Annotated in this window: 19 protein-coding genes; 11 read left to right on the forward strand and 8 right to left on the reverse strand. The window is 63.4% G+C overall.

Annotated features, from left to right (window positions below):
- Positions 1–109: 109 nt before the first annotated feature.
- Together rpsT and HMPREF9710_RS19660 are read left to right on the forward strand one after the other, a co-directional pair.
- Positions 110–376, forward strand: coding sequence for a 30S ribosomal protein S20 (gene rpsT / locus HMPREF9710_RS19655; protein WP_005669248.1), 267 nt, complete (start codon positions 110–112; stop codon positions 374–376).
- Between the two features lie 387 nt (positions 377–763).
- The gene (locus tag HMPREF9710_RS19660) at positions 764–2995 is read left to right on the forward strand and encodes an NADP-dependent isocitrate dehydrogenase (RefSeq protein WP_005669250.1); all 2232 of its coding nucleotides are present in this window, start codon (positions 764–766) and stop codon (positions 2993–2995) included.
- Positions 2996–3046: 51 nt separating this feature from the next.
- Here the strand turns inward: HMPREF9710_RS19660 and HMPREF9710_RS19665 are convergent, their stop codons facing one another.
- Positions 3047–3592, reverse strand: coding sequence for a pseudouridine synthase (locus HMPREF9710_RS19665; RefSeq protein ID WP_005669252.1), 546 nt, complete (start codon positions 3590–3592; stop codon positions 3047–3049).
- A 129-nt stretch (positions 3593–3721) separates the two neighbouring features.
- On the opposite strand from HMPREF9710_RS19665, the gene icd reads away from it, so the two are divergent.
- Positions 3722–4975 carry an NADP-dependent isocitrate dehydrogenase gene (icd, locus tag HMPREF9710_RS19670; protein ID WP_005669254.1) on the forward strand — a complete coding sequence of 418 codons (1254 nt, stop codon included), beginning with the start codon at positions 3722–3724 and terminating at the stop codon, positions 4973–4975.
- Between the two features lie 29 nt (positions 4976–5004).
- Positions 5005–5313: a hypothetical protein gene (locus HMPREF9710_RS19675; RefSeq protein WP_005669256.1), complete on the forward strand. Its 309-nt coding sequence runs from the start codon at positions 5005–5007 to the stop codon at positions 5311–5313.
- A 52-nt stretch (positions 5314–5365) separates the two neighbouring features.
- On the opposite strand, the gene cspE is transcribed toward HMPREF9710_RS19675, so the two are convergent.
- Positions 5366–5569: a transcription antiterminator/RNA stability regulator CspE gene (gene cspE, locus HMPREF9710_RS19680; RefSeq protein WP_005669258.1), complete on the reverse strand. Its 204-nt coding sequence runs from the start codon at positions 5567–5569 to the stop codon at positions 5366–5368.
- A gap of 318 nt (positions 5570–5887) precedes the next feature.
- Here cspE and clpS point away from each other — a divergent pair, with 318 nt between their 5' ends.
- The 5 genes from clpS (at position 5888) to HMPREF9710_RS19705 (ending at position 11079) form a co-directional block, all read left to right on the forward strand.
- Complete coding sequence (clpS, locus tag HMPREF9710_RS19685) at positions 5888–6190, forward strand: ATP-dependent Clp protease adapter ClpS (protein ID WP_005669260.1); 303 nt, start codon at positions 5888–5890, stop codon at positions 6188–6190.
- Entirely contained in the window at positions 6187–8487 is a 2301-nt protein-coding gene (gene clpA / locus HMPREF9710_RS19690) for an ATP-dependent Clp protease ATP-binding subunit ClpA (RefSeq protein ID WP_005669261.1), read from the forward strand. Before clpS ends, clpA begins: the two co-directional genes overlap by 4 nt.
- A gap of 187 nt (positions 8488–8674) precedes the next feature.
- Positions 8675–9022: a hypothetical protein gene (locus HMPREF9710_RS19695; RefSeq protein ID WP_005669263.1), complete on the forward strand. Its 348-nt coding sequence runs from the start codon at positions 8675–8677 to the stop codon at positions 9020–9022.
- Entirely contained in the window at positions 9019–9333 is a 315-nt protein-coding gene (locus tag HMPREF9710_RS19700; RefSeq protein WP_005669264.1) for a helix-turn-helix domain-containing protein, read from the forward strand. Before HMPREF9710_RS19695 ends, HMPREF9710_RS19700 begins: the two co-directional genes overlap by 4 nt.
- Before the next feature lie 150 nt (positions 9334–9483).
- Positions 9484–11079 (forward strand): methyl-accepting chemotaxis protein, encoded by a 1596-nt coding sequence (locus HMPREF9710_RS19705; RefSeq protein ID WP_005669266.1) that lies wholly within the window; start codon positions 9484–9486, stop codon positions 11077–11079.
- Between the two features lie 7 nt (positions 11080–11086).
- Here HMPREF9710_RS19705 and HMPREF9710_RS19710 read toward each other — a convergent pair whose 3' ends face one another.
- From HMPREF9710_RS19710 to prpR, 3 genes are all read right to left on the reverse strand, one after another.
- Positions 11087–12268 (reverse strand): trans-sulfuration enzyme family protein, encoded by a 1182-nt coding sequence (locus HMPREF9710_RS19710; RefSeq protein ID WP_005669267.1) that lies wholly within the window; start codon positions 12266–12268, stop codon positions 11087–11089.
- Complete coding sequence (locus tag HMPREF9710_RS19715) at positions 12265–13644, reverse strand: pyridoxal-phosphate dependent enzyme (protein WP_005669268.1); 1380 nt, start codon at positions 13642–13644, stop codon at positions 12265–12267. The genes HMPREF9710_RS19710 and HMPREF9710_RS19715 overlap by 4 nt, the downstream gene beginning before the upstream one ends.
- 156 nt (positions 13645–13800) lie before the next feature.
- Positions 13801–15405 (reverse strand): propionate catabolism operon regulatory protein PrpR, encoded by a 1605-nt coding sequence (gene prpR, locus HMPREF9710_RS19720; RefSeq protein ID WP_005669269.1) that lies wholly within the window; start codon positions 15403–15405, stop codon positions 13801–13803.
- Between the two features lie 164 nt (positions 15406–15569).
- Here prpR and HMPREF9710_RS19725 point away from each other — a divergent pair, with 164 nt between their 5' ends.
- Together HMPREF9710_RS19725 and HMPREF9710_RS19730 are read left to right on the forward strand one after the other, a co-directional pair.
- Positions 15570–15878, forward strand: coding sequence for a DUF485 domain-containing protein (locus tag HMPREF9710_RS19725; protein ID WP_005669270.1), 309 nt, complete (start codon positions 15570–15572; stop codon positions 15876–15878).
- On the forward strand, positions 15878–17536 hold the full coding sequence (locus HMPREF9710_RS19730; protein WP_157225678.1) for a cation acetate symporter: 1659 nt from the start codon (positions 15878–15880) through the stop codon (positions 17534–17536). The genes HMPREF9710_RS19725 and HMPREF9710_RS19730 overlap by 1 nt, the downstream gene beginning before the upstream one ends.
- A 54-nt stretch (positions 17537–17590) precedes the next feature.
- On the opposite strand, the gene HMPREF9710_RS19735 is transcribed toward HMPREF9710_RS19730, so the two are convergent.
- The 3 genes from HMPREF9710_RS19735 to HMPREF9710_RS19745 form a co-directional block, all read right to left on the reverse strand.
- Complete coding sequence (locus HMPREF9710_RS19735) at positions 17591–17917, reverse strand: antibiotic biosynthesis monooxygenase family protein (RefSeq protein WP_005669272.1); 327 nt, start codon at positions 17915–17917, stop codon at positions 17591–17593.
- A 29-nt stretch (positions 17918–17946) separates the two neighbouring features.
- Positions 17947–18936: a zinc-dependent alcohol dehydrogenase family protein gene (locus HMPREF9710_RS19740; RefSeq protein ID WP_005669273.1), complete on the reverse strand. Its 990-nt coding sequence runs from the start codon at positions 18934–18936 to the stop codon at positions 17947–17949.
- A 62-nt stretch (positions 18937–18998) separates the two neighbouring features.
- Complete coding sequence (locus tag HMPREF9710_RS19745) at positions 18999–19301, reverse strand: ArsR/SmtB family transcription factor (RefSeq protein WP_005669274.1); 303 nt, start codon at positions 19299–19301, stop codon at positions 18999–19001.
- Positions 19302–19448: the final 147 nt, after the last annotated feature.

The following is a 19448-nucleotide window of genomic DNA, read 5'->3' on the forward strand; positions in this document are numbered from 1 at the left end:
CTGTTAGCAGACACTAATCGTTGGGCAGGCACCGCATAGCCAACCCCGGCGCCAGTTTGACAGTCGCTAATGTTTGCAAACGCAACTTGACCCCGATTTAGGAAATTCCATGGCAAATACCGCACAAGCGCGCAAACGCGCTCGTCAAGCAGTTAAGCAAAACGCACACAACTCGTCGCAGCGTTCGACCCTGCGCACCGCAATCAAGGCCGTCCGCAAAGCCATCCAGGCTGGCGACAAGGCTGCCGCGACCACCATCTTCCAGCAATCCGTGTCGAAGATCGACAGCATCGCTGACAAGAAGATCATCCACAAGAACAAGGCAGCGCGTCACAAGAGCCGCCTGGCTGCAGCCCTGAAAGCACTGTCGGCTTAATAGCCCGTTTGCGACGCGGCCCGATGGGCCGCGACGGCAAAGTTCTGTGCAGTTGGAAAGACCCGCCCGACTTCGGTCCTGGCGGTTTTTTTGCTTGGTGCTTCATTTTTCACGTCCTGGGTTGTCGAACGCTTAAAAACTGGTAAGCCGCGCAAAGCTCGGGCATAATATGGCGCGTCTTATGTCTTATAGAAGACTTGCGGCGCCGACCGCGACGCCGCAGGGTGGATGTGATCACTCCTTTGCGATCTGCCATCCCGGAGTCCGGAGGGGTAGAATGTCCGGCATCAGCGCGGAGCGCCAAGGCGGAGCGCCAAGGTCTTGGCCTGTGGCCAATTGTCAGTTTTATACTCGCGACAGCGTTCGCGACTACCGAGGAAAATGTGCATGAGCAGTGATCAGACCATCATCTACACCCTGACCGACGAGGCGCCGCTGCTGGCGACCCACGCCTTCCTGCCTGTGGTCAGCACCTTCACCAAGCCGGCCGGCATCACGGTCGAGGCCAGCGATATCTCGGTCGCGGCCCGCATCCTGGCTGCCTTCCCGGAGAACCTGACTCCGGAACAGCGCGTGCCCGACGCGCTGGCCGAGCTGGGCAAGAAGACGCTCACGCCGGAAGCCAACATCATCAAGCTGCCGAACATCAGCGCCTCGGTCACCCAGCTGACGGTCGCGATCAAGGAACTGCAAGAGAAGGGCTACAACATCCCCGACTATCCGGCCGATCCAAAGACCGACGAAGAAAAAACCATCAAGGCCAAGTACGGCAAGTGCATCGGCTCGGCGGTGAACCCGGTCCTGCGCGAAGGTAACTCGGACCGCCGCGCACCGCGCGCCGTCAAGGAATACGCGCGCAAGAATCCGCATTCGATGGCCCCATGGTCGCAGGCGTCGCGCACCCACGTCTCGCACATGACCCATGGCGACTTCTACCACGGCGAAAAGTCGATGACCCTCGACGCGGCGCGCGAAGTCAAGATGGAACTGGTCACCAAGAGCGGCCAGACCATCGTCCTGAAACCGAAGGTCGCCCTGCAGGCCGGCGAGATCATCGATTCGATGTTCATGAGCCGCAAGGCCCTGCTGGACTTCTACGAAGCCCAGATCGAAGACGCGCACCAGACCGGCATGCTGTTCTCGCTGCACGTCAAGGCGACCATGATGAAGGTCTCGCACCCGATCGTGTTCGGCCACTGCGTGCGCATGTTCTACAAGGAAGCCTTCGAAAAGCACGGCGCCCTGTTCGACAGCCTCGGCATCAACGTCAACAACGGCATGGCCGACCTGTACAACAAGATCGCCGACCTGCCGTCGTCGCAGCGCGAGGAAATCATCCGCGACCTGCACGCCTGCCAGGAACACCGTCCCGAGCTGGCCATGGTCGACTCGGCCAAGGGCATCACCAACTTCCATTCGCCGAACGACGTGATCGTCGACGCGTCGATGCCGGCGATGATCCGCGCCGGCGGCAAGATGTACGGCGCCGATGGCCGCCTGAAGGAAGTCAAGGCCGTCATCCCGGAAAGCACCTTCGCCCGCATCTACCAGGAGATCATCAACTTCTGCAAATGGCATGGCGCCTTCGATCCGAAGACCATGGGCACCGTGCCGAACGTCGGCCTGATGGCCCAGCAAGCCGAAGAGTACGGCTCGCACGACAAGACCTTCGAGATTCCCGAGGCCGGCGTGGCCAACATCACCGACCTCGCCACCGGCGAAGTCCTGATGAGCCAAAACGTCGAGCAGGGCGACATCTGGCGCATGTGCCAGGTCAAGGACGCGCCGATCCGCGACTGGGTCAAGCTGGCCGTGACCCGCGCCCGCAACTCGGGCATGCCGGCCGTGTTCTGGCTCGATCCGTACCGTCCGCACGAAAATGAGCTGATCAAGAAGGTCAAGGTCTACCTGAAGGAGCACGACACTAGCGGCCTGGACATCCAGATCATGTCGCAGGTGCGCGCGATGCGCTACACGCTCGAGCGCGTCAAGCGCGGCCTGGACACCATCTCGGTGACCGGCAACATCCTGCGCGACTACCTGACCGACCTGTTCCCGATCATGGAACTGGGCACGTCCGCCAAGATGCTGTCGATCGTGCCGCTGATGGCCGGTGGCGGCATGTACGAAACCGGCGCCGGCGGTTCGGCGCCGAAGCACGTGCAGCAGCTGGTCGAAGAAAACCACCTGCGCTGGGATTCGCTGGGCGAGTTCCTGGCCCTGGCCGTCTCGCTGGAAGACCTCGGCATCAAGACCGGCAACAACAAGGCCAAAGTGCTGGCCAAGACCCTCGATTCGGCCACCGGCAAGCTGCTGGACAACCGCAAGTCGCCATCGCCGAAGACCGGCGAGCTCGACAACCGTGGCAGCCAGTTCTACCTGTCGATGTACTGGGCGCAGGAGCTGGCCGCGCAGACCGAGGATGCCGAACTGGCCGCCAAGTTCGCGCCGCTGGCCAAGCAGCTGGGCGAGAGCGAAGCCAAGATCGTTGCCGAACTGCTGGAAGTGCAGGGTAAACCTGCCGACATCGGCGGCTACTACAAGCTGGACGAAGCCAAGGTGGGCGCGGTGATGCGTCCGAGCGTGACCTTCAACGCTGCGCTGCAATCGCTGGCGTAATCCGAAGCGCCAATGAAGAAACCCGCCGTACCGTGAGGTCGGCGGGTTTTTTTACATCGTTACCTCGGTATATTCACCCGGCATCAATGGATGCGTCGCCAGCGAAAACGGCCCGATACTGCTGCGCACCAGGCGCAGGGTAGGGAAGCCCACCGCCGCCGTCATCCGCCGCACCTGCCGGTTCTTGCCTTCTTCGAGCGTGATCGCGATCCACGCGGTCGGCTTGTCCTGGCGCGCGCGGATCGGCGGATTGCGCGGCCACAGCCATTCCGGTTCGGCGATGCGCACCGCGCGGCAGGGTTGGGTGACGAAGTCGCCCAGGTCGAGCGGCGCCTGCAGGCGCGCCAGCGCGGCGGCGTCCGGCACGCCATCCACCTGCACCAGATAGGTCTTGGCTTCCTTGTGGTCGGGGTGGGCGATCTTGTGCTGCAGCTTGCCGTCGTCGGTCAGCAGCATCAGGCCTTCGCTGTCGGCGTCCAGCCGGCCGGCCGGATAAATGCCTGGAATATCGAGATAATCGGCCAGCGATTCGCGGCCCTCCTGCGGCGAGAATTGGCACAGGACCTGGAATGGCTTGTTAAAGAGAATCAGGGGCATGGGAAAGCGTGTGAACGGATGAGGATAGCTGAGGCATAATGCAGGGCACGCCGATGTCTCGTGGCGGCATGCCGGGCGTCATTGTAAGCGAGTTCGCGCCGCCGGCCGCCGCCTTAACTGGAGGAATGGATGGTCCAGCATATCACCGTCCCGGCCGCTGGCCGGAAGATCACCGTCAACGCCGACTTCACCCTGAACGTCCCGGACAATCCGGTCATTCCCTATATCGAGGGCGACGGCACCGGCGTGGACATCACGCCGGTCATGATCAAGGTGGTCGACGCAGCGGTGGACAAGGCCTACGGCGGCGCGCGCAAGATCAGCTGGATGGAAATCTTTGCCGGAGAGAAGGCGACGCAGCGCTACGGCGCGGACACCTGGCTGCCGGACGAGACGCTCGCCGTGCTGAAGGAGTACGTGGTCTCGATCAAGGGCCCGCTGACGACGCCGGTGGGCGGCGGCATCCGCTCGCTCAACGTTGCGCTGCGCCAGGAACTCGACCTGTATGTCTGCCTGCGTCCGGTGCGTTACTTCGCCGGCGTGCCGTCGCCGCTCAAGCAGCCGGAAAAGACCGATATGGTCATCTTCCGCGAGAACTCCGAAGACATCTACGCCGGCATCGAATGGGAAGCCGGCTCCGAAGGCGCGCGGAAACTGATCGCTTACCTGGCCGAAGAAATGGGCGTCAACAAGATCCGCTTCCCGGACACCTCGGGGCTGGGCATCAAGCCGGTCTCGCGCGAAGGTACCGAGCGCCTGGTGCGCAAGGCGATCCAGTACGCCATCGACCATGACAAGCCTTCGGTGACCCTGGTCCACAAGGGCAATATCATGAAGTACACCGAAGGCGCGTTCCGCGACTGGGGTTACGCGCTGGCGCAGAAGGAATTCGGCGCCGAGCTGTTCGACGGCGGTCCGTGGTGCAAGGTGAAAAACCCGAAGACCGGGCGCGACATCATGATCAAGGATTCGATCGCCGACGCCTTCCTGCAGCAGATCCTGCTGCGTCCGGCGGAATACAGCGTGATCGCCACGCTGAACCTGAATGGCGACTATATCTCGGACGCGCTGGCGGCCCAGGTCGGCGGCATCGGCATCGCGCCGGGCGCGAATATGTCCGATTCGGTGGCGATGTTCGAAGCGACCCACGGCACGGCGCCGAAATACGCGGGCAAGGACTACGTGAATCCCGGTTCGCTGATCCTGTCGGCCGAGATGATGTTGCGCCACATGGGCTGGAGCGAGGCGGCCGACCTGATTATCGGGGCGATGGGCCGGGCGATCGTGTCGAAAAAGGTGACCTACGATTTCGCGCGCCTGATGGAAGGGGCGACCCAGGTGTCGTGTTCCGGCTTCGGCGAGGTCATGATCGAAAACATGTAGGCGTCATTTAATTCGCATGAGGAGAGGCCGTGAGCGAAGCATCGATCACCCAAGCCAAATACGAGAGAATCGGACGTTTTATGTATGCGTTTCAGAGGCATGCCGATCCGGAGCGCTTGCGCGCGGCGTCCGCGACCGGTGTGCTCCCGCCCGACCTGGCCGAGCGTGCGGCGGCGCTGGTGCGCCGCTACGACGAGGCGCTGGAGGCGATCCAGCGCAACAGCCTCGCGGGCACGCTCGATGCGGTGAGCGACGAGCAATTGCAGGCGATTCTCGCCGACGCGCAGGCCTTCGTGCGCGAGAGCGGCTGGACGCATGAACAAGGGCACGACCGGTAGGCGAAAAAAAACCCCGCATGCGCGGGGTTCCTTGCTTCCGGGAGGGGAGAGATTACAGACCCTGGATGTTGGAAGCTTGCTTGCCTTTAGGGCCTTGCGTGACTTCGAATTGGACTTTTTGACCTTCTTTGAGGGTCTTAAAACCGTTCATGTTGATCGCGGAGAAGTGAGCAAACAGATCCTCGCCGCCGTCATCAGGAGTGATGAAGCCAAAGCCTTTGGAATCATTGAACCACTTAACAGTACCAGTTGCCATAAAAGAACTTTCAAATTTAACAAATCACACGAGCCATAAAAGCAAGAAGCTTCTTGCCCCCTCCTCAGCCTGCTCACTTCTTATCAACAAGTACATAAGTACAATGTCAATAACTGCATTGTTGGTGGAATAATCAATGAAGTCAAGCGCTTTTGCGTGCCCATTGCCAAATATTTCCGGACCAACCCATCCACGGTCTTGATTTCCGCAATCGGAACGCCATCTGCGCAAATATCCGAAAACGCGTAAGATGGAAGCACCAGAAAACGAGCTGATGTTTACGCTTGGCACCAACCTCGGAAGTATTAGAATAACCCCATGGCAACGAAGCACGATACTGAACAACTGCTTGAGCGGCAGACCATCAAACCGCCTCCGCTGTACCAGGTGGCGCTACTGAACGATGACTACACGCCGATGGAGTTCGTGGTGGCCGTGATCCAGGAGTATTTCAACAAGGATCGCGAAACCGCAACCCAGATCATGCTCTCTGTTCACCGTCATGGTAAGGGTGTGTGTGGGGTGTTTTCCAAAGATATAGCGTGTACCAAAGTGGAGTTTGTCTTAACGCATGCGCGCAAGGCCGGGCACCCCCTGCAGTGCGTGATGGAGGAAGTATGATTGCGCAGGAACTTGAAGTATCCCTACACATGGCCTTTGTCGAGGCACGACAGGCACGCCACGAGTTCATCACCGTGGAACACCTGCTGCTCGCGCTACTCGATAATCCATCGGCCGCCGAAGTCCTGCGTGCGTGCGCGGTCAATATCGAAGACCTGCGCAAGACCTTGACTAATTTTATCGGTGACAACACCCCGACCGTGCCAGGCACGGGCGAGGTCGACACCCAGCCGACGCTCGGCTTCCAGCGCGTGATCCAGCGCGCGATCATGCACGTGCAGTCGGCTTCGAACGGCAAGAAAGAAGTGACCGGCGCCAATGTGCTGGTCGCGATCTTCGGCGAGAAGGATTCGCACGCCGTCTACTACCTGCACCAGCAGGGCGTGACCCGTCTCGACGTCGTCAACTTCATCTCGCACGGCGTGCGCAAGGACCAGCAGATGGACACCCAGAAGGCGTCCGAAGGCGTGGAAGAAGCGCAGGTCGAAGGCCAGGCCAAAGAGTCGCCGCTGGACCAGTTCACCCAGAACCTGAACAAGGCGGCTGCCGACGGCAAGATCGATCCGCTGATCGGACGCGAGGAAGAAGTCGACCGCGTGATCCAGATCCTGTGCCGCCGCCGCAAGAACAACCCGCTGCTGGTGGGCGAGGCCGGCGTGGGCAAGACCGCGATCGCCGAAGGCCTGGCCTGGCGCATTGTGCAGGAGGACGTGCCCGAGATCCTGCAGAACGCCGTCGTGTTCTCGCTCGACATGGGCGCGCTGCTGGCCGGCACCAAGTACCGCGGCGATTTCGAGCAGCGCCTGAAGGCCGTGCTCAAGCAGATCAAGGACACCCCGAACGGCATCCTGTTCATCGACGAGATCCACACGATCATCGGCGCCGGCTCGGCCTCGGGCGGCACGCTCGACGCATCGAACCTGCTCAAACCGGCACTGGCCAATGGCCAGCTCAAGTGCATCGGCGCGACCACGTTCACCGAATTCCGCGGCGTGTTCGAGAAAGACCATGCGCTGTCGCGCCGGTTCCAAAAAGTCGACGTCAATGAACCGTCGGTCGAGCAGACCGTGGCGATCCTGCGCGGCCTCAAGTCGCGCTTCGAAGAGCACCATGGCGTGAAATACTCGGCGTCGGCGCTGTCGACCGCGGCCGAACTGGTGGCGCGCTTCATCAACGACCGTCATTTGCCGGACAAGGCGATCGACGTGATCGACGAAGCCGGCGCGGCCCAGCGCATCCTGCCGAAGTCGAAGCAGAAGAAAACCATCGGCAAGACCGAGATCGAGGACATCATCGCGAAGATCGCGCGGATTCCCCCGCAAACGGTCAACCAGGACGACCGCAGCAAGCTGCAGACGATCGACCGCGACCTGCGCAACGTCGTGTTCGGCCAAGACCCGGCGATCGAGGCGCTGTCGGCCGCGATCAAGATGGCGCGCGCGGGCCTGGGCAAGACCGACAAGCCGATCGGCTCTTTCCTGTTCTCCGGTCCGACCGGCGTCGGCAAGACCGAGGTGGCGAAACAGCTGGCCTTCATCCTGGGCATCGAGCTGGTGCGCTTCGACATGTCCGAGTACATGGAGCGTCATGCCGTGTCGCGCCTGATCGGCGCGCCGCCGGGCTACGTCGGCTTCGACCAGGGCGGCCTGCTGACCGAGGCGATCACCAAGAAGCCGCACACCGTGCTGCTGCTGGACGAGATCGAGAAGGCCCATCCCGACATCTTCAACATCCTGTTGCAGGTGATGGACCATGGCACCCTGACCGACAACAACGGCCGCAAGGCGGACTTCCGCAACGTGATCATCATCATGACCACCAATGCGGGCGCCGAAAGCCTGACCAAGCGTTCGCTGGGCTTCGTGGATTCGCGTGCGACCGGCGACGAGATGGCCGACATCAAGCGCATGTTCACGCCGGAGTTCCGTAACCGCCTGGACGCGATCATCAGCTTCCGCGCGCTGGACGAGGACATCATCCTGCGCGTCGTCGACAAGTTCCTGATGCAGCTCGAAGAGCAGCTGCACGAGAAGAAGGTCGAAGCGGTGTTCACCGAGAAGCTGCGCAAGTTCCTCGGCCAGAAAGGCTTCGATCCGGCGATGGGCGCGCGTCCGATGTCACGCCTGATCCAGGACATGATCCGCAAGGCGCTGGCCGACGAGCTGCTGTTCGGCCGCCTGGTCAACGGCGGCCGCGTGACGGTCGACCTGAACGAGAAGGACGACGTGGTCCTCGAGTTCCCGGAAGGCGACGCACTGCCGCCACCGGCGCCGGCAGAGACGGTCGAGATCGAGTGATTGCCCTCGACTGAGCCGGAACGGGGCGGCATGCCGCCTTGTCCAAGCAAGCCCGCACACGAAAGTGTCGCGGGCTTTTTTTGTGTCGCATGACTTTGTCATGGGCAGGTGTAACGCAATAATGATCGGGAGTGGCGCAGCTAAAGTGTGAAAGCCAGACAAAATATCCCCAATTTGGGTACACTATATGAAAGCGACCTTCATCGAACTTCCCCCGTTCGAGCGGCTGCGCAACGCATACTTCGACGACGAATCGTTCAAGGATCTGCAAAGCGAGATGATGAAGGACCCGGTTGCCGGGGCTGTCATCAAGGGCACGGGAGGACTTCGGAAAATCCGGTATGGCGATGAACGGCGTGGCAAGGGAAAGCGCGGCGGCCTGCGCGTCATCTATTTCTGGAAAGATGCCAACGACCAGTTCTGGCTATTCACCGTCTACGACAAGGATCAGGCCGACGATCTCACGGCAAGCGAACGCAGATTGCTGAAACAACGACTTGAGTTGGAAATCAAGGCAAGGAGTACCGAAAAATGACCAAGCGAAATATTTTTACTGAGTTGATGGAAGGCTTCGATGCGTTGGAAGATGCTCGGCAAGGGAAAGTCACCCTACGCGCGACCGAGGTGGAACTGAAGGCGCCGCCTGTCATGACCGCGGCCGGCGTGCGTGCGGTGCGGGAAAAGCTTCGCGTATCGCAACCGGTATTCGCACGCAAATTGCGCACCAATCCGCAGACGATCAAGAACTGGGAGCAGGGTACGGCAAAGCCGAATGCCCAAGCCGCCATTCTCCTCAGCCTGATTGATCGAAACCCCAGCCTGATCGACGACATTGCGGCACTTTGAGGAGACGTGGTTATTTTGAAAACTCAGTGGATTTTTATGCAATAAGATTTATAAAGAACCATGGTAATTCTGGAAATGTGAGTTCATGACGGTGTCATATAACATTTCTACACTCCTCGCATCGTTGTCCCACCTTCTCACGGACCACCAATGCGACTTGCACAGCTCAACACCTCCGCCAAGCTCATCGGCGCCTTCGGCATCCTCTCCCTCGTCATCGTGATCATCGCCGCCGTCGCGGTATGGCGCATGCACGCGGCGGATGTCATCACCTCCAATCTGGTCGACGACAAGCTGGCCAAGCAGCAGCTGGTGTCCGACCTGCTCGGCATCGAACGCCTGAACGGTTCGCGCACCGTCTCGATCGCGCGCAGCGACAGCCTGGAACTGGCCGACTACTTCCAGGCCCAGCTGGCCGAAGGCCGCAAGAACATCGCCGCCATCGAGGAGAAACTGGCCAAGCTGCCGGTGTCGGAACGCGAACGCGCGCTGCTGCAGGATGCGGCCCGTCACAAGGCCGCGCTGGGCACGGTGCAGGAAGCGCTGTTCAAGGCCAAGGACCTGGGGCAGACCGGCCTGGTCGAGGAAATCCTGACCAGGCAATGGGAACCGGGCTACAAGGCCAAGGTCGGCGCTTTCGAAGCCTTGCTCGCCTACGAGAGCAGCGAGGCGCACCGCCTGGCCGACGAAACGAGCGCCGCATCGAGCTTCAGCAAGATCCTGCTGCTGGGCCTGGGCGGCGCGGCGCTGCTGGTCGGCGTCGGCCTGGCCTGGGCCTTGAGCCGCAACCTGGTGGCGCCGCTGCAGCGCGCCGCCATGCTGGCCGAGCAGGTAGCGAAAGGCGACCTGCGTCCGACCATCCAGCACGGGCGCAGCGACGAAATCGGCCGCCTGTTCGACGCCCTCAATGGCATGACCCATGGCGTCTCGAGCACCGTGTCGCAGGTGCTGGTGGGCGCCCAGGCGATCGATTCGGCCTCGAGCGAGATCGCCGAAGGCAACCAGGACCTGTCGACCCGCACCGAGCGCCAGGCCGACGCGCTGCGCCAGACCGTGAGCGCGATGGACGAGTTGAGCGAGGCGATCGCCAGCAACAACGCCAATGCGCGCCAGGCCAATGCCCTGGCCCAGACCGCGTCCGGCGTGGCCACCGAAGGCGCGAGGGCGGTCGAGCAACTGGTGGCGCGCATGGGAGCGATCAAGGCCTCGGCCGCGCGCATCGTGGACATCACGGGCATGATCGACAGCATCGCCTTCCAGACCAATATCCTGGCGCTGAACGCGGCGGTGGAAGCGGCGCGCGCCGGCAGCGAAGGTCGCGGCTTCGCGGTGGTGGCGAGCGAGGTGCGCAACCTGGCCCAGCACTCGGCCGGCGCGGCCAAGGAAATCAAGAAGCTGATCGGCGAGTCGTCGAGCGAGATCGAGGCCGGCACCGGCATGGCCGAATCGGCCGGCTCGACCATGCGCGCCATGCTCCAGCACGTGCACGAGGTGGCCGGCATCCTCGGCCAGATCCACACCGCCAGCGCGGGCCAGGCCATGGGTGTCACCCAGGTCAGCAAGTCGATCGCGGAGATCGACATGTCGACCCAGCAGAACGCGGCGATGGTGGAAGAAGCCGCCGCAGCGGCGGCCTCGATGCGCCAGCAGGCGGCGGAGTTGTCGGCGCTGGTGGCGACGTTCAAGTTGCGCAGCGCGCTGGCCGCGTCGGAGCAGCCGCATCAGCGCCTGCTCGAAGCGGCTTGATCGACGTTCAGATCGCGGCCAATGCGCGGCGCAGATCCTCGCGCTGGTCGTCGATGTGCTCGATGCCCACCGACAGGCGAATCAGCCCGTCGCCGATGCCGAGTTCGGCGCGCTGCTCCGGCGGAATGGTGGCGTGGGTCATCAGGGCAGGATGCTCGATCAGGCTTTCCACGCCGCCCAGGCTCTCGGCCAGGGTAAACACTTCGCAGGCCTCCAGGAAGCGCCGCGCGCCGGCGATGTCGGTGTCGAGGTCGATCGACACGATGCCGCCGTAGCCGTGCATCTGGTGGCGCGCCAGCGCGTGCTGGGGATGCGATTCCAATCCCGGGTAGTACACTTTGCGCACTTGCGGCTGCTGCTCGAGCCAGCTGGCCAGCAGCAGGGCGTTGGCGTTGCTGCGCTCGACGCGCAGGGCCAGCGTCTTGATCCCGCGTAGCACCAGGAAGCTGTCGAACGGGCCCTGGATGGCGCCCACGGCGTTCTGGATGAAGCCGAGCTTCTCGGCCAGCCCGGTCTGGGCGTCGCCGGCGCCGACCACGGCCACGCCGCCGATCACGTCCGAGTGCCCGTTCATGTACTTGGTGGTCGAGTGCACCACGATGTCGAAGCCGTGTTCCAGCGGGCGCTGGTTGATCGGACTGGCGAAGGTGTTGTCGCACACGCTGATGATGCCGCGCGCGTGGCAGACGCCGGCGATCGCCGTCAGGTCGGCCAGCTTGAGCATCGGGTTGGTCGGGGTCTCGACCCACACCATGCGCGTCTCGGGCCTGATGGCGGCGGCCAGCGCGTCGGGGTCGGACAGGTCGACGTAGCTGAACGACAGGCCGGCGCTGTCGCGGCGCACGCGCTCGAACAGGCGGTAGGTGCCGCCATACATGTCGTCGCCGGCCACGATGTGCGAGCCGGCGGGCAGCAGCTCGAGCACCGCCGCGATCGCGGCCAGGCCGGACGCGAAGGCGAAGGCGGCGCGGCCGCCCTCGATGTCGGCCACGCAGCGCTCGAGCGCCCAGCGCGTCGGATTGTGCGAGCGGCCGTAGTCGAGGCCCTTGTGCACGCCGGGGCTCTCTTGCCGGAAGGTCGAGGTGGCGAAGATGGGCGGCATCACGGCGCCGGTGGCCGGTTCGGGCGCCTGGCCGCCGTGGATGACACGGGTGGCCAGATGGCGCTTGAATTCGATTGGATTGGTCAAGACAAGGTCCTTCGCAGATGGTTGAGCAGGTCGTAGCGCGTGATCAGACCGTAGAAGGTCGGCCCGTCGGCGATGACGGCGGTCAGGCCGCGATCGAAGATCTCGCGCAGCTGGCCCATGCTCGCCGCCGGATGCAGGGTTTGCAGTTCGGTCGTCATGGTGCCGGACACCGGCGCATTGAAGCGCGCGGTATCTTGCGTCACCTGGTGCAGCAGGTCGGATTCGTCGATCAGGCCCAGCAGCCGGCCGCCGGCGTCGACCACCGGCAACTGCTGCAGGTCGCTCGAGCGCATGCGGTTGAAGGCGGTGAGCAGGGTGTCGTCGGGCGACAGCGTGATGACTTCGCCGGCATCGTGGCGGCGGCCGATCAGGTCGCGCAGGTCGCCCGTTTTCGGCCGCGTGATCAGGCCCTGGTCGACCATCCAGCCGTCGCTGTACACCTTGGAGAGGTAGCGGGTGCCGGTGTCGCAGACGAAGGTGACCACGCGCTTGGGGCGGGTCTGCGCGCGGCAATAGCGCAGCGCGGCCGCCAGCAGGGTGCCGGTGGAGGAACCCGCCAGGATGCCTTCTTGCTGCAGCAGCAGGCGCGCGGTCGAGAAACTCTCTTCGTCGCTGATGGTGTAGGCGGTTTTGACGCGCGACAGGTCGGCGATGCCGGGGATGAAATCCTCGCCGATGCCCTCGACCGCCCATGAGCCCGCGTGCTGCGAGACGTGGCCGGTTTCGACGTACTCGGCCAGGATCGAACCCTTGGGGTCGGCCAGGACGAATTCGAGCAGGGGCTGGGTCTTTTTGAAATAGCGCGACAGGCCGGTGAGGGTGCCGCTCGAGCCGACGCCGACCACGATGGCGTCGAGCTTGTGGTTGGTCTGGTCCCAGATCTCGGGGCCGGTGGTGGTTTCGTGGGCGCGCGGATTGGCGGGATTGTTGAACTGGTCGGCGAACCAGGCGCCGGGAATCTCCTTGGCCAGGCGCGCTGCGTAGTCCTGGTAGTACTCGGGATGGCCCTTGCCGACGTCGGAGCGGGTCAGGTGGATTTCGGCGCCGAGCGCCTTCAGGTGCAGGACTTTTTCGGCCGCCATTTTGTCGGGCACGACCAGCACCACGCGGTAGCCCTTGATGCGCGCCACCAGCGCCAGGCCCAGGCCGGTATTGCCGGCCGTGGCCTCGATCACGGTGCCGCCGGGCTGCAGCAGGCCGTCGTGCTCGGCCTGCTCGATCATGGTCTTGCCGATGCGGTCCTTGATGGAGCCGCCCGGGTTCTGCGATTCGAGCTTGAGGAACAGCTGGCAGGGACCGGTATCGATCCGGGTGACCTCCACCAGCGGGGTATCGCCGATCAGCGAAAACAGTGCAGCTTGCGACGCATGTTGCATATTGCCTCCGTTAAGCCGACCAGCCGGCGCGGGTAGCGCAAGAGACCGCGGCAGGCCGGCGTGCTACGACGAACTGGCGCGGGTAGGCGCCAGCACTTTAAAGATTCATGATACGAGTTTTTGTCGAGCGCTGCTTTGGATCAGCTTAAATTTTTGTTAAGAGCCCTCGGCCTTGAGACGGCGCCACAGGGTGGTGCGGCTGATGCCCAGGTGCTGCGCGGCAAGATCGCGCTGTCCGCCGAAGCGGGCCAGCACGGCCGCCACCGACTCGCGCGCCGCACCGGGCGTGGGCAATGCGTCGACGGCCGGCGCCGCTTGCCGCCCCAGTTCCGGCGCCACCGACAGCATGAAGGCCGGCGTGAGCGCCTGCAGCGGCTCGGCCGCCAGGAACAATGCGACCCTTTCCATCAGGTTGCGCAGCTCGCGCACATTGCCCGGCCAGGCATAGGAAGCGAGCAGGGGCGCGCACGCCTTGACCTCGGCCGCCAGGTTCGGATGCGGGCGCGCATCGAGCGCGGCCAGCGCCTGCTTCAATGACCATTCGGCCAGCGGCGCGATGTCCTGCGCCCGCGCGCGCAGCGGCGGCAGGGCCAGGCGCAGCACCGCCAGCCGATAGAACAGGTCGGCCCGAAAACGTCCCTCGCGCACCCGCGCTTCGAGGTCGCAGTGGGTGGCGCTGATCACGCGCACGTCGATCGGCACCGGGCGCGTGCCGCCGACCCGCATCACCTCGCGTTCCTCCAGCACGCGCAGCAGGCGGGTCTGCAGGGCCAGCGGCATTTCGCCGATCTCATCCAGGAACAGGGTGCCGCCGTTGGCGGCCTCGAACAGGCCGGCGTGGCCGCCGCGGCGCGCGCCGGTGAACGCGCCTTCCTCGTGGCCGAACAGTTCCGACTCCAGCAAGGACTCGGCGATCGCCCCGCAGTTGACCGCCACGAAGGGGCGGTTGGCGCCACGGCGCGGGCTTTCGCGGTGGATCGCCTGGGCCACCAGTTCCTTGCCGCTGCCGGTCTCGCCCTCGATCAGGACGGTGCTGGGCGAGCGCGCGTACAGCACCACGGTCTGGCGCAGGCGCTCCATCGCGGGCGAGTCGCCGCGCAGGTCGTTCATGCCGCGCCGCGCGCGTTGTTCGGCTCCCTTGCGCCGTCCGCGGCCGGCCTCGAGCCGGGTCAGGCGCGCCAGCTCGAGCGCGTCGTCGAAGGCCTGGCGGATCGAGGCCGCCGAATACAGGAACACGCCGGTCAGCCCGGCTTCCTCGGACAGGTCGGTGATCAATCCGGCGCCGACGATCACGGCGATGCCCTCGGCCTTGAGCTCGTGCACCGCGGCGCGCGCATCCTCGCGCGTGACGTAGGTGCGCTGGGCCAGGTCGAGGCCGAAGGTGGCGGCGAAGTCGGCCAGTTCCGGCAGCGGCGCCTGGTAGCTGATGACGCCGATCCGGTGCGAGACCCGCCGCGCGCGCGCCAGCGCCTTCAGCACGTCGAAGCCGCTGGCCTTGGCCGCCACCACCGGCACCGACACGCGGCCCTTGAGCCAGGCGGCGTTCGAGCCGGCCGCGATGACCACGTCACAGTGTTCAAGAGCCAGGCGCTCGCGGATATGTTTCGCAGCCTCGTCAAAACCAAGATGCAGCGGTTCGATCAAAGCTAAGTGGTCGTATTCGACGGTGATGTCGCGGAACAGGTCGGACAGGCGCGAGACGGAGACGGTCCAGATGACCGGCTTGTCGCCAGCCTCCAATGGGGAGCGAGGTGCATTCATGTTTCAAGTCTAGTGCATTTTTCAGCGCCAAGTTTCAATTTGAAACGCCATGACCTAAGCGAACGAGCGGTCAATTACTTCCATGCCGTAAGAATCCGGTAAGGGGCCGGCCGTAGGATGGGTCTCAGCCGCAAAGGCAATACCAGAAAAATCAGGAGACAAAATTGGATCAAGACGTCGTACAAAGGGTCAAGAGCGACCCGAATTACCTCAAGCTCAAAGAGACCCGTTCCCGGTTCGGCTGGACGCTGACCTGGGCCATGATGATCGTGTACTACGGCTTCACGCTGCTGGTCGCCTTCAACAAGGAGTTCATGGGTTCCCGCATCGGTGAAGGCGTCATGACCTGGGGTATTCCCCTGGGCCTGTTCGTCATCGTGTTCACCGTGGTCATCACCGGCATCTACGTGCGCCGCGCCAACCGCGACTACGACGAACTGAGCGACGCCATCAAAGCGAAAGTGGGGGCATGATGAAGCGCTTCCATACCGCAGCCGCAATTGCCCTGCTGGCCGCCGCGGGCATCGCCCAGGCCGCCCCCGACCTCGGCCAGGGCGTCAAGCAAGCCACCAACTGGACCGCCATCATCATGTTCGGCGTGTTCGTGCTGGGCACCCTGTACATCACCAAATGGGCTGCCGCCAAGACCCGTTCGGCATCCGACTTCTATACCGCCGGCGGCGGCATCACCGGCTTCCAGAACGGCCTCGCGATCGCGGGCGACTTCATGTCGGCCGCGTCCTTCCTGGGCATTTCCGCCGCCGTGTTCCTGGACGGCTTCGATGGCCTGATCTATGCGATCGGCTTCCTGGTCGGCTGGCCCGTCATCACCTTCCTGATGGCCGAGCGCCTGCGCAACCTGGGCCGCTTCACCTTCGCCGACGTGGCCTCCTACCGCTTCGCCCAGAAGCCGATCCGCGTGTTCGCGGCTTCCGGCACCCTGGTCGTGGTGGCCTTCTACCTGATCGCGCAGATGGTCGGCGCCGGCCAGCTGATCAAGCTGCTGTTCGGCCTGGACTACTGGATCGCGGTGGTGCTGGTCGGCATCCTGATGATGGTCTACGTGCTGTTCGGCGGCATGACCGCCACCACCTGGGTGCAGATCATCAAGGCCGTGCTGCTGCTGTCGGGCGCCTCGTTCATGGCGTTCTCGGTGCTGGCGCAATATAACTTCAGCCCGACCCAACTGTTCCAGAGCGCCACCGAGCTGCACGCCAAGGGCGAAGCGATCATGGGCCCGGGCAGCTTCATCAAGGATCCGATTTCCGCGATTTCCTTCGGCATGGCGCTGATGTTCGGCACCGCCGGCCTGCCGCACATCCTGATGCGCTTCTTCACCGTCCCGAGCGCCAAGGAAGCGCGCAAGTCGGTGCTGTGGGCGACCACCTGGATCGGCTACTTCTACATCCTGACCTTCATCATCGGCTTCGGCGCGATCGTGCTGGTCGGCACCAACCCGGCCTTCAAGGATGCTGCCGGCGCACTGCTGGGCGGTAACAATATGGCGGCGGTCCACCTGGCGCAAGCCGTGGGCGGCGACGTCTTCCTGGGCTTCATCTCTGCCGTGGCCTTCGCGACCATCCTGGCGGTGGTGGCCGGCCTGACCCTGTCGGGCGCCTCGGCGGTCTCGCATGACCTGTACGCCACCGTGTTCAAGAAGGGCCAGGCCAACAGCGCCGACGAGCTGAAGGTGTCGAAGATCACCACCATCTGCCTCGGCATCATCGCCGTGCTGCTGGGTATCGCCTTCGAAAAGCAGAACGTCGCCTTCATGGTGTCGCTGGCCTTCGCGATCGCCGCTTCGGCCAACTTCCCGGTGCTGTTCATGTCGGTGCTGTGGAAAGACTGCACCACCCGCGGCGCCACCGTGGGCGGCTTCCTGGGCCTGGCGACCGCGGTCGTGCTGACCCTGCTGTCGAAATCGGTCTGGGTCGACGTGCTGGGCAACAGCGCCGCGATCTTCCCATATGCCTCGCCGGCGATCTTCTCGATGGCGGTCGGCTTCTTCGGCATCTGGATCTTCTCGATCACCGACAAGGGCCCGCGCGCCCGCATCGACCGCGCCGGCTTCGAGGCGCAGGAAGTGCGCGCCGAGACCGGTATCGGTGCGGCGGGTGCTTCGGCGCACTAAACCGCAGTCGAGTATGTAAAAAAAGGGGGCGGCCTGTGAGGGCCGCCCCCTTTGTTATTTACCCGACGTCGCATCCCACGGCCCGATGCTGAAGGCCGCACCTTCGATGTGGCGGACAGCGGGTTCGCCGGCGAGGTAGCCCTGCAAGCCCGCCATGAATGCCTGGTGGTCGTCGCTGGTTTCGAAGTTCGGAGTGTGATCTTCCAGCGTCTGCCAGCGCACGATCAGTGTGAATTGTTGCGGCAGCTCGATCCCGGGCGCCAGCAAATGGCCCCGATAACCCTTGGCGCGGGTGAGCAGATGAGCGACCTCGGCGAATGCATGTCTGAAGCCGTCGGTGTGTTCAGGCCGAACGAGCAGGGTGGCGATTTCGTAAACCATGATATTCCTTTCGAAGTGAATCAAACGACTCAGACTTGCGCGCTCGTGCGATCGGCCAGTGGCCCCACCGCGATCGCGATCTTGCCCCTGAGGCCGTTATCACGGCTTTCCAGCCGCGCATGCGCAAGCGGGATGTCGGCCAGCGAATAGACGGCGCCGACGTGGGGTTTCAGCTGGCCGCGCTCGATCAGGGCGCTCAGTTCGTCGAGCTTGCCGCGGTTCTGGCGGGTGAAGACGAAGTGGTAGCTCGCGTTCTTGCCCCAGGCCTGGATCAGGTTCTGCGGCTGCGCGATGTCCACGATCGAGACCACGCGACCGAGTTGCGCCAGCACGTCCGGGCTGCGCGTCAGGGTGTCGCCGCCGATGGTGTCGAACACCACGTCGACGCCATGGCCGCCGGTCTCGCGCCCGACGGCCTCGACGTAATCTTCTTTCGTGTAGTCGATGACCACATCGGCGCCGAGGGAACGTGCGAACTCGAAATTCTCTTCCTTCACCGTGGTGAACACCCGCGCGCCTATGGCCTTGGCGACCTGGATCACGACGTGGCCCACGCCTCCCGCGCCGCCGTGGATCAGGATGCTTTCACCGGCTTTCAGTTGTGCACGGACGGCGAGGGCTTCCCAGGCGGTGCCGCCGACGAGGGTCAGGCTGGCGGCTTCGAGATGGGTCAGCGATGCGGGCTTCCTGCCGACGATGTTTTCAAAGGCGACATGGTATTCGGCATAGCTTCCGGGACCATCGAAGATTTGCGGGGTGTACCAGACTTCGTCGCCCGGCGCGAACGCGGTCACGCCCGGTCCGACTTCCTCGACCACGCCCGAGACGTCGTGCCCGGTGATGCCCGGCAGCGGCACCAGGTCGGCATAGTCGCCGCGGCGGACCTGGTAGTCCAGCGGATTGATGGAAGTGGCCTGCACCCGCACCAGCACCTGGCCGGCCTGCGGTACGGGTTTCGGCACATCGCGCAGTTCGAACGATTCCGGGCCGCCAAATGAACTGAGTAGTTGTGCTTTCATGATTGTTCCTCGTTTCGTTAAAAAGGGATATCGGGAATAATCGATATACATGCCTAAAAAATTTACAGCTCTTTGCCGATGATCTCGGCGAGGGCGCTGATGTTTGCCTCGTTCCTCTTGTAGTACGTCCACTGGCCGATACGGCGCACCTCGACCAGGCCAGCCCGCTGCAGCGTTGCAAGGTAGTCGGACACGGTCGACTGCGACAGGCCGACGCCTTCCTGAATACTGCTCACGCAAACGCCGACCGTGTGCACGTCGCCCTCGTCTTGCGGAGGGAAATGCTTCTCCGGGTCCTTCAAGCCTTTCAGGATATCGAGGCGGGTGCGGTTGGAGAGGGCTTTGAAGATGTCGAGCAGTTCCATACGTTCGAGTATATCGGGAAATCCCGATATGTCAAGACACCCGCTACGCTGTCAAGCTCGGCCTGATCGTTTCAAGTGTTGCATCTCATCGTTTCAATGTGAAACGAGATCGAGGGCGGTGGCAAACAGAGATGCCGGGATCGTATG

Origin of the sequence: Massilia timonae CCUG 45783 (assembly GCF_000315425.1) — a bacterium.
GTDB classification, from domain to species: Bacteria; Pseudomonadota; Gammaproteobacteria; order Burkholderiales; family Burkholderiaceae_D; genus Telluria; species Telluria timonae.

Bases quoted from the DNA above. Each gene is read 5' to 3' on its own strand.
- rpsT (WP_005669248.1), top strand. From the start codon at position 110: ATGGCAAATACCGCACAAGCGCGCAAACGCGCTCGTCAAGCAGTTAAG.
- HMPREF9710_RS19660 (WP_005669250.1), top strand. From the start codon at position 764: ATGAGCAGTGATCAGACCATCATCTACACCCTGACCGACGAGGCGCCG.
- HMPREF9710_RS19665 (WP_005669252.1), bottom strand. From the start codon at position 3,592: ATGCCCCTGATTCTCTTTAACAAGCCATTCCAGGTCCTGTGCCAATTC.
- icd (WP_005669254.1), top strand. From the start codon at position 3,722: ATGGTCCAGCATATCACCGTCCCGGCCGCTGGCCGGAAGATCACCGTC.
- cspE (WP_005669258.1), bottom strand. From the start codon at position 5,569: ATGGCAACTGGTACTGTTAAGTGGTTCAATGATTCCAAAGGCTTTGGC.
- clpS (WP_005669260.1), top strand. From the start codon at position 5,888: ATGGCAACGAAGCACGATACTGAACAACTGCTTGAGCGGCAGACCATC.
- clpA (WP_005669261.1), top strand. From the start codon at position 6,187: ATGATTGCGCAGGAACTTGAAGTATCCCTACACATGGCCTTTGTCGAG.
- HMPREF9710_RS19695 (WP_005669263.1), top strand. From the start codon at position 8,675: ATGAAAGCGACCTTCATCGAACTTCCCCCGTTCGAGCGGCTGCGCAAC.
- HMPREF9710_RS19700 (WP_005669264.1), top strand. From the start codon at position 9,019: ATGACCAAGCGAAATATTTTTACTGAGTTGATGGAAGGCTTCGATGCG.
- HMPREF9710_RS19705 (WP_005669266.1), top strand. From the start codon at position 9,484: ATGCGACTTGCACAGCTCAACACCTCCGCCAAGCTCATCGGCGCCTTC.
- HMPREF9710_RS19715 (WP_005669268.1), bottom strand. From the start codon at position 13,644: ATGCAACATGCGTCGCAAGCTGCACTGTTTTCGCTGATCGGCGATACC.
- prpR (WP_005669269.1), bottom strand. From the start codon at position 15,405: ATGAATGCACCTCGCTCCCCATTGGAGGCTGGCGACAAGCCGGTCATC.
- HMPREF9710_RS19730 (WP_157225678.1), top strand. From the start codon at position 15,878: ATGAAGCGCTTCCATACCGCAGCCGCAATTGCCCTGCTGGCCGCCGCG.
- HMPREF9710_RS19735 (WP_005669272.1), bottom strand. From the start codon at position 17,917: ATGGTTTACGAAATCGCCACCCTGCTCGTTCGGCCTGAACACACCGAC.
- HMPREF9710_RS19740 (WP_005669273.1), bottom strand. From the start codon at position 18,936: ATGAAAGCACAACTACTCAGTTCATTTGGCGGCCCGGAATCGTTCGAA.
- HMPREF9710_RS19745 (WP_005669274.1), bottom strand. From the start codon at position 19,301: ATGGAACTGCTCGACATCTTCAAAGCCCTCTCCAACCGCACCCGCCTC.